Annotated in this window: 11 protein-coding genes; 4 read left to right on the top strand and 7 right to left on the bottom strand. The window is 75.8% G+C overall.

What is annotated here, in order from left to right:
- Window positions 1–18: 18 nt before the first annotated feature.
- Genes N866_RS14615 through N866_RS14600 form a run of 4 tightly spaced genes read right to left on the bottom strand, consistent with a single transcriptional unit; the run spans window position 19 to window position 2,489 of the window.
- Window positions 19–390, bottom strand: coding sequence for a hypothetical protein (locus N866_RS14615; RefSeq protein ID WP_034227643.1), 372 nt, complete (start codon window positions 388–390; stop codon window positions 19–21).
- A 38-nt stretch (window positions 391–428) separates the two neighbouring features.
- Complete coding sequence (locus N866_RS14610) at window positions 429–806, bottom strand: hypothetical protein (RefSeq protein WP_034227642.1); 378 nt, start codon at window positions 804–806, stop codon at window positions 429–431.
- 49 nt (window positions 807–855) lie between these two features.
- The gene (locus N866_RS14605; protein ID WP_034227640.1) at window positions 856–2,100 is read right to left on the bottom strand and encodes a saccharopine dehydrogenase family protein; all 1,245 of its coding nucleotides are present in this window, start codon (window positions 2,098–2,100) and stop codon (window positions 856–858) included.
- A complete protein-coding gene (locus N866_RS14600) occupies window positions 2,097–2,489 on the bottom strand; it encodes a hypothetical protein (RefSeq protein WP_034227637.1) in 393 nt (130 codons plus the stop codon). Before N866_RS14600 ends, N866_RS14605 begins: the two co-directional genes overlap by 4 nt.
- A 142-nt stretch (window positions 2,490–2,631) precedes the next feature.
- On the opposite strand from N866_RS14600, the gene arr reads away from it, so the two are divergent.
- On the top strand, window positions 2,632–3,057 hold the full coding sequence (gene arr / locus N866_RS14595) for an NAD(+)--rifampin ADP-ribosyltransferase (RefSeq protein WP_034227635.1): 426 nt from the start codon (window positions 2,632–2,634) through the stop codon (window positions 3,055–3,057).
- Between the two features lie 38 nt (window positions 3,058–3,095).
- On the opposite strand, the gene N866_RS14590 is transcribed toward arr, so the two are convergent.
- Window positions 3,096–3,614, bottom strand: a complete 519-nt coding sequence (locus N866_RS14590) for a pyridoxamine 5'-phosphate oxidase family protein (RefSeq protein ID WP_034227632.1) — start codon at window positions 3,612–3,614, stop codon at window positions 3,096–3,098.
- Window positions 3,615–3,693: 79 nt separating this feature from the next.
- Between N866_RS14590 and N866_RS14585 the strand changes: the two genes are divergently transcribed.
- A complete protein-coding gene (locus tag N866_RS14585; RefSeq protein ID WP_034227630.1) occupies window positions 3,694–4,554 on the top strand; it encodes a DUF3806 domain-containing protein in 861 nt (286 codons plus the stop codon).
- Between the two features lie 44 nt (window positions 4,555–4,598).
- A complete protein-coding gene (locus N866_RS14580; RefSeq protein ID WP_034227628.1) occupies window positions 4,599–5,018 on the top strand; it encodes a DoxX family protein in 420 nt (139 codons plus the stop codon).
- Window positions 5,019–5,024: 6 nt separating this feature from the next.
- Here the strand turns inward: N866_RS14580 and N866_RS14575 are convergent, their stop codons facing one another.
- Window positions 5,025–6,056, bottom strand: coding sequence for an aldo/keto reductase (locus tag N866_RS14575; protein WP_034227625.1), 1,032 nt, complete (start codon window positions 6,054–6,056; stop codon window positions 5,025–5,027).
- 160 nt (window positions 6,057–6,216) lie between these two features.
- Here N866_RS14575 and N866_RS14570 point away from each other — a divergent pair, with 160 nt between their 5' ends.
- Complete coding sequence (locus N866_RS14570; RefSeq protein ID WP_034227623.1) at window positions 6,217–6,471, top strand: hypothetical protein; 255 nt, start codon at window positions 6,217–6,219, stop codon at window positions 6,469–6,471.
- A gap of 22 nt (window positions 6,472–6,493) precedes the next feature.
- Here N866_RS14570 and N866_RS21465 read toward each other — a convergent pair.
- A partial coding sequence (locus N866_RS21465) for a hypothetical protein (RefSeq protein ID WP_034227621.1) occupies window positions 6,494–7,494 on the bottom strand: 1,001 nt, incomplete at its 5' end.

Genomic DNA, 7,494 nt, shown 5'->3' with positions numbered 1-7,494 from the left:
AGACCGGTGGATCAGGGCTCAGGCGTCGACGACCGGCGACACCCAGGACGGGATGTTCCCGTTCTTCGGGGAGAACATGACCCGGTACGTCGCGGCGGCGGCGTCGTCCGGCAGCGCGAGCCGGGTGCGGCCCAGACGTGACGCCGCCCTCCGGGTGACGGTCTCCCAGCCGTCCGCGTCCTGCCGCTGCAGGAGCACGGTGCCGGGCAGGGCCGTGCGGAGGAGCAGGCCCTGTCCCTCGCGGCGCAGGGCGGTCCTGTTAGCCCGCTCACGGTCCTTCCGGCTCACCGCGCCGACCGGCGCGGCGACCCCGAAGGAGGCGCTCATGCCGGGACCGGAGTTCATCGGCACCTGGGCGGCGTGCGTGGCGCGTTGCGGCTGGTCGTCCATGGTTTCCCCTGGTAGTCGGTGCGTGGCGGTGCCGTGGCTCAGCGGTCGAACGGCTCCGAGACCCATGACGTGAGGTTCGGGTTCTTCGGCGAGAAGACGACGCGGTACGTCCGGGTCGATGTGTCCTGCGGGAGCGCGATCGGCGTGCGTCCCTGGCGGGACGCCGGCTCGGTCGAGAGCGTCTCCCACTCGCTCGCGGCGGTCCGACGCTGCAGCAGCGCGCTCCCCGGCGTCTGGGAGAGCAGGGCCACACCGGACGGGCCGTCCGGCTCGAGGGTCGTCCGCGCGGCACGCTCGCGGTCCTTGCGGCTCACCGCCCCGACGGGCGCGGAGACGGCGACGGCGGCGTTGCCCGCACCGCCCCCGGTCCCGGGCCACGACACGGCCTTGAACGACCTCTCGGGCTGCTCGCTCATGGGATCCCCCTCCATCGGCGCAGGTCAGACCCTCACGCTACCGCGGTGATCACTGCGGCGGACAGGGCCGTTCGGCGGCGTCGTAGGTGTGGCCCGCGGCGCGCAGCCGGTCCACCAGCACCGCGCCGAGCGCCGTCGCCGGGGTGAGGGATCCCATGCGGTCCGGCAGCCGGTCGCCGTCGTGCGCGAGTGCCAGGGCGGACTGGCCGAGCATGACCGCCGTCGCCGCGTACCCCGGGTCGCCCGGTCCGGCGGCGACGGCGTGGTACCGGCGGCCCGTCGTCGTCACGGCGCGGACGTCCATGCGGAACCAGCCGGAGGTGCGGCTCTGCTCGTCGGGGCCCTGCCCGGGCGACGGCAGGACGCGGTCGAGCAGGGCGCGCGTCGGCGGGAAGGCGAAGGCACCGGCGGCCAGGGCGAGGCCTGCGGTCACCGCGACGGCCCGGGCCGCGCCCCGTGGCCCGTGCCCGGTCCCGCTGACCTCGCCGTAGCGCAGGTGCCGCCCGTAGGCCCAGTCCTGCAGCGCGTTCGAGCGGCGGACGATGCGCGAGTTCACCGACGCCATGGGGAACGGCGCGTGCCAGCGCCCGTCGCTCAGCCGCCCCGGGCCCGGGGAGTCCGACGGCTGGCGGGTGACCGGCTCGGCCTCGCGGTCGGGGCTCAGCGAGAAGGGGTCGCCGAGCAGCCGGCGCGCCGAGGGGTCGCTCGCCGCGAGCTCCACGAGCCCGCGCATCGACGCGATCGTCCCGCCGCTCACCCCGCCCCGCGCCCGGGCGACGGTGAGGACGTGGCCGAGCGAGCCGGCGTCGTCGGCGGTGACCTGGCGGTGCAGGGTGAGCACGGCGAGGTCGGAGGGGACGGAGTCGTACCCGCAGCCGTGGACGAGCCGCGCCCCGGTCGCCCGCGCGAGGTGGTCGCACCGGTCGATGGCGTCGCGGACGAACGGCACCTCGCCGGTCAGGTCGGCGTAGTGGGTCCCCGCCCGCGCGCACGCCTCGACCACCGGCAGGCCGTGGCGCAGGTAGGGCCCGACGGTGCTGACGACGACGCGCGCCGAGCCCGCCATGGCGGCGAGGGAGGACGCGTCGGACGTGTCGGCCACGAGCACGGGCCAGGCTCGCGCACGCTCCGGCAGCCGATCGCGTACCCGCTCGACCTTCTCCCGCGAGCGGCCTGCCAGGGCGACGCGTGTCCCCGCCGGGGCGTGCTCGGCGAGGTGCTCCGCGGTGAGCGCCCCGACGAAGCCGGTGGCGCCGAAGACGACGACGTCGTGGTCACGGGTCTCGGGGGTCATCGGTCGATGATCTCCCGCAGCCACCCGGCCCCGCGCGTCCGGGCACCCAGCGCCTCGACGCGCTCGCGGAGCCCGCGGTCGGAGGTGACCACGAGGACGTCGTCGTCGGGGTGCGCGGCGACGACGTCGACCACGGCGCTGTCCCCGTCCCGCGGCGCCCGCACGACCTGGAGCCGGTCCCCCGGCGGTGGGCTCGCGTCGACCGCACGACCCTCGAGGACGACCACGACGCGACGCCCCGCGACGTCCGGGTCGGCGCCGTCGCCCAGACCCACGAGCTGGACCATGAGCCGCTCGGCGGCGCCCGCGCGATCCTTCCACCAGCCGTCCGGCCGGGCCCCGACGACGTTCGCGACGTCGACGACGAGGACGGCGTCGCGGGTCGTCATGCGTCCCTCCCGTTTCGGTGCGGCGCTCCGGTCGCCTGGCGTGCAGGGTCCCGGCGCGGTGGCGCCACTGTGCCACGACGGCACCGTCCGGCTCCGGGCCGGGTTGTTGACACGCCTCCGCGGCTCCGAGGACGCTGCGGTCATGAGCGAGCCGCCGGCTTCGGCGGGCCTCGACCCGGGGCCGTTCTTCCACGGGACCAAGGCGGACCTGCGGGTCGGGGACCTGATCGAGCCGGGCCGGCGGTCGAACTTCGGTGCGGGCCGCAGTGCCCACCACGTCTACCTCACGGCCACGCTGGACGCGGCCACCTGGGGAGCGGAGCTCGCCGTCGGCGAGGGGCGCGGGCGGATCTACCGGGTCGAGCCGACCGGGCCCATCGAGGACGACCCGAACCTCACGGACCAGCGGTTCCCGGGGAACCCCACGCGCTCCTACCGGACGCGACATCCGCTGCGGGTGGTCGGGGAGGTCGAGGACTGGCAGGGGCACCCGCCCGAGGTGCTCCAGCACATGCGCGACCGGGTCGAGGAGCTCCGGCGGCAGGGCGTCGAGGCGATCGACGACTGAGGGGACCCGTCCGTCCCCGACCCGGACGGTCCGCCGCGCTACGGCGCCCCGAGCACGCCCAGGTCCGGGGCGTAGACCGTCATCCAGTGCGGCCGGAGCCGGTAGTAGACGACGTCGGCCTCCCAGTCGAAGGCGTCCGCGCCGTAGTGCCCCTGGAGGTACGCCAGCACCTCGGGCCAGTCCGCGACCGTCTCGCCGCCGAGCGGGTTCAGCTCCTCGACCGTGCCGTGGGCGAAGACGCCGAGGTCCTCGCCGCGCAGGTGCGCGACGCTGGCCGCCGGACGGGCGGCAAGGTGCCGCGCCTTCGCGGCCGTCCGAGCCGTCCCGAACACCCACCGACCGTGCAGGAAGTGCCCGTCCGCCCCGCTGACGCGCGGCTCGCCGCCCGCCGTGACGGTCGCGAGGGCCAGCGTGCACATCCCGGTGAGGACCGCCGTGAGCTGCTCCGCCGTGATGGTGCGACCCTCCACGATCGAGCGCAGGTGACCCGTGGACCGGGACAGGGAGGAGTCGAGCAGGGTCTGGAGCTCGGCGAGTTCGGCCGGCGTCTCGTGCATGACGCGACGCTAGCGACGCCCACCGACATCCGCTGCTCCCGGTCGCTCAGTCACGGGTGGCTGTGGCCGACAGTCACGCATGAGCATCTTCCGACGGCGGGCTGGGCGTGACGGGGACACGCACGGCACGGAACCGGTCCGGTCCTCCCCGCAGGTCCTCGCGCTGAACCCGGCCGAGCTGGCGTGGGTGGCCGACCTCCGCGCCTCCCTGCCGGGCGGGGGCGTCGACCTCGACCCGGTCGCCGTCGGACGCGTCTACGACGACGCCCTCGACGCCTGGCTCGCCGCGCCGCCGTCGGGCCGGTTCGACCCGAACGGTGTCATCAACGCGATCGGGGTCGCGGTGGGGGACGCGATCTGCGCGCGGGTGCCGGGCGCACGCTGGGCGGGGGTCACGGAGGACGGCTCGACCGAGCTGGCGATCGTCCTGCCGCCTCCGGTGGGTCCGACGGTGTTCCCGACGAGCTCCGTCGGCCAGCGGTGGGCGGCCGGCGAGCGCGCCTGGATCCCCGAGTTCGTCGAGTGGGTGACCGGTCGGCTCCTGGCGCTCGGCGCGGAGCCGTCGGCGCAGGTCCACGAGCTCGCGTCCTTCGCCCTCGCGCACGCGGTCCGGTCGGTCGTGCCGGAGGGTGGGCCGCTCGTCCCGTTCACGCTGCTGGAGACCGCGGAGGGGCGGTCGCTGCACCGGTTCGCCGGCGAGCTGGGCGAGGCCGTCGAGCACGCGCGCCGCCATGCCCGGGGCTCCGGCGCGGTCCGCGTGGCGGTGGCGTGGGACGGCTACCTGACGGGGGAGGGCCGCCGCGAGGACGCACTCTTCGTCGAGGCGTCCGAGCCGGGGCAGCCGAGCGTCGTCGTCGCGCACCGCTACGTCGAGACGGCCGACGGCGCGCAGGCGGTCGGCGAGCCGCTCACCGTCGGGCACGGAGCGCCCCTGCTCTGACCGGCAGTCCTGGGCACCTCGGCACCGTGGGGCAGAGTGGGACCGTGATCAGCCCCCGCTCCGTCGCCCGTGTCGCCCTCGGTGGGGTTCTCGTGTTCGCCGGCACCACCCACCTCACGGTCGCGCGGGAGGAGTTCCAGGCCCAGGTGCCGCCGTGGTTCCCGGCGGACCCCGACGTCGTCGTCGTGGTGTCGGGCTGGGTCGAGGTCGTCCTGGGCCTCGCCCTGCTCCTGGCACCCCGGCGCGACCGCTGGGTCGTGGGCTGGGTGGTGGCGGCGTTCTTCGTCGCGATCTTCCCCGGCAACGTCTCGCAGCTGCTCACCCGCACCGACGGGTTCGGCCTGGACACGGACGCGGCACGCGCGATCCGGCTGCTCTTCCAGCCGCTGCTGGTGGTGTGGGCGCTGCGGTCCACCGACGCCTGGCGGACGTGGCGCGAGCGTCGCCGGGCGGGGGACCGCTGAGGGCGCTCAGCGACCGCCGGTGAGCTTCCGGTCCCGCTGCTGCACGCCCGCGACCCCGTACGGGTAGTCGTCCACCCGCGGAGTGCTCGCGTCGCCGAGGCGCCGGAGCTCCTCGGTCGTGAGCTCGAGGTCCGCGGCGCCGAGGTTGTCGGTGAGCTGCTCGACCGTCCGCGCGCCGAGGATCACCGACGTCACCGCGGGCTGGGCGGCGAGCCACGCCAGCGCGACCTGGGACATCGTCACCCCGCGGCCCTCGGCCACCTCGCCGACGGCGTCGATGACCTGCCAGGTGCGCTCGTCCGCGTTGCGCGCGGCCCAGGCCTCCATGCCGCGCTGCGGGTTCTCGCCGAGGCGGGTGGCGCCGGTCGGGTCGACGTCGCGCCGGTACTTGCCGCTCAGCCAGCCCCCGGCGAGCGGCGACCACGGGAGCAGGCCCATGCCAGCGTCGAGCGCCGCGGGCACGACCTCGTGCTCGATGTCGCGCACGAGCAGGTTGTACTGCGGCTGCAGCGTGACCGGGGCCGCCCAGCCGTGGGCGCGGGCGACGTGGACCGCCTTGGTGAGCTGCCAGCCCAGGAAGTTCGAGAAGCCGTAGTACGCGATCTTGCCGGCGGACACGGCGTCGTCCAGGAAGCGCAGCGTCTCGTCCAGCGGGGTGTGGGCGTCCCAGGCGTGCAGCTGGTACAGGTCGACGTGGTCGACGCCCAGCCGGCGCAGCGAGGCGTCGAGGGCCTCGCGGAGATGGCGGCGGGACAGGCCGACGCCGTTCGGCCCCTCACCCATCGGGAACCGGCCCTTGGTCGCCACCACGAGCTGCGCGGCGTCGGTCGGGTGGGCCGCGAGCCAGCGGCCGATGATCTCCTCCGAGACGCCTGCGCTGTAGACGTCGGCCGTGTCGACGCAGGTGCCGCCCTCCTCGACGAACGCCGTGAGGATCGCGCCGGCGGTCTCCTCGTCCGACTCCGCGCCGAAGGTCATCGTGCCGAGGGTCTGCGTGGAGACGACCGTGCCGCTGCGGCCCAGCGTGCGGTACTGCATGGGGAACCTCCGAAAGGTGGGGACCGTGCTGCCACCCCATCACCCTGCGCGACCGACGGCCAGCGCTGCGCCGGCGGCCACGGGACGTTCACCCGCTCGCGTCGATCATCGCGGGACTGCCGCGGTCGATCAGATCGTTCTCACGGAGGAGGTGAGGACGATGGCAGCACCGGTGACCACCCACGACCGACGGACGGTCGTCCTGCACGGCACGCACCCGACCCTCGGCGTCGAGGTGACCTGGCGCGTGACGCCCCTGCCGGTCGACAGCCGCGGGCACGCGAACTACGCCGTCCACTGGGCGGTCGGGGACCTGACGCGCCGGCGCAGCTGGGCGGGCCTGGCGACGCACACCGCGGTCGTCAGCACGGACGGTCTGCGCGAGATCGTCCGCCTGGCGCACCCGCGCGCCTGAGGGCCGCAGCCCTCCACGCCTGTCAGGCGCCGGCCGCCGGGTCCCGCTGGGCCTCGAGCGACGTGTAGTCCGCCACGAGGGCCTCGACCCGCGCCCGCTCCGCGGCGACCGCGGACTCCTCGGCGGCGAGCGCCGAGGCCCGGGCCGTGAGGGCGGCGTCGTCGCGCGCCAGGAGCTCCGCCGCGCGTGCCAGGGTCTCGGCGGCAGGCGCCATGGTCAGGTCGGTGCCGTCCCACCAGCGCCAGGACAGCCGCAGGCGCTGCTGCTCCTCGGGCGGCAGCGCGGCGACCTGCGCGGACTCCTCGGCGAGCGCGTCGCGGTAGGAGGCCACCGCCGCCGCGTCGGCGTCGAGCTGCGCGCGCTGCTGCGCGACGGCCCCCTGCCGGCCGGCGAGCGCCTGCCCGGCGGCCTCGACCTGCGCGCGCAGCACGTCCAGCGTCCCGGTCCACCCGGTGTGGACGGTGACCAGGGCGGCCCGGTCGACGACGAACCGCGCGTAGACGGCCTCGAGCTCCGGAGCGAGACCCCCGTCCTGCCAGACCTGCGTCCCGACGTACGCGAACAGCTCGGTCGGGCGGTTCTCGGGCGAGGAGCCCACGGACCCGGCGAGCTGCTCGTGGAGCGGGTCGTCACCGGGCACCCCTGCGAGCGCGGTCTCGAGCGCCCCGGTCAGAGCCTGCCGCTCCGAGGGTGCCAGCGTCACCCACGCGGCGTGCAGCGTCTCGTGCGCCACCGTCTCGACGACGAACCCCCGCAGGCGAGGGTCGGGCGGCGCGTAGACCACGATGGTCCGGCCGTCGAAGCAGCCCACCGCCCCGGTCGGGGCCCAGCGCGGGGCGTGGCGGTCGCACCGGCCCGCGAACGACGCCGCCCCGAGCACCTCCGGCCGTGCCCGGAAGAACAGCTCGCGCCCCTCCGCGGACAGGAACGCCTCGTCGGCCAGGGCGGCCAGCTCGGCCGACGGCGGCTCGGGCGCGGGAGCCGGGGCGACCTCGGGAGCCGGGACGGCCCCCGGTGTCGGGG

Origin of the sequence: Actinotalea ferrariae CF5-4, assembly GCF_000603945.1 — a bacterium.
Taxonomy (GTDB): domain Bacteria; phylum Actinomycetota; class Actinomycetes; order Actinomycetales; family Cellulomonadaceae; genus Actinotalea; species Actinotalea ferrariae.
Note: the sequence above shows the minus strand (reverse complement) of the source record. Positions and strands in the feature narration are given on the sequence as shown.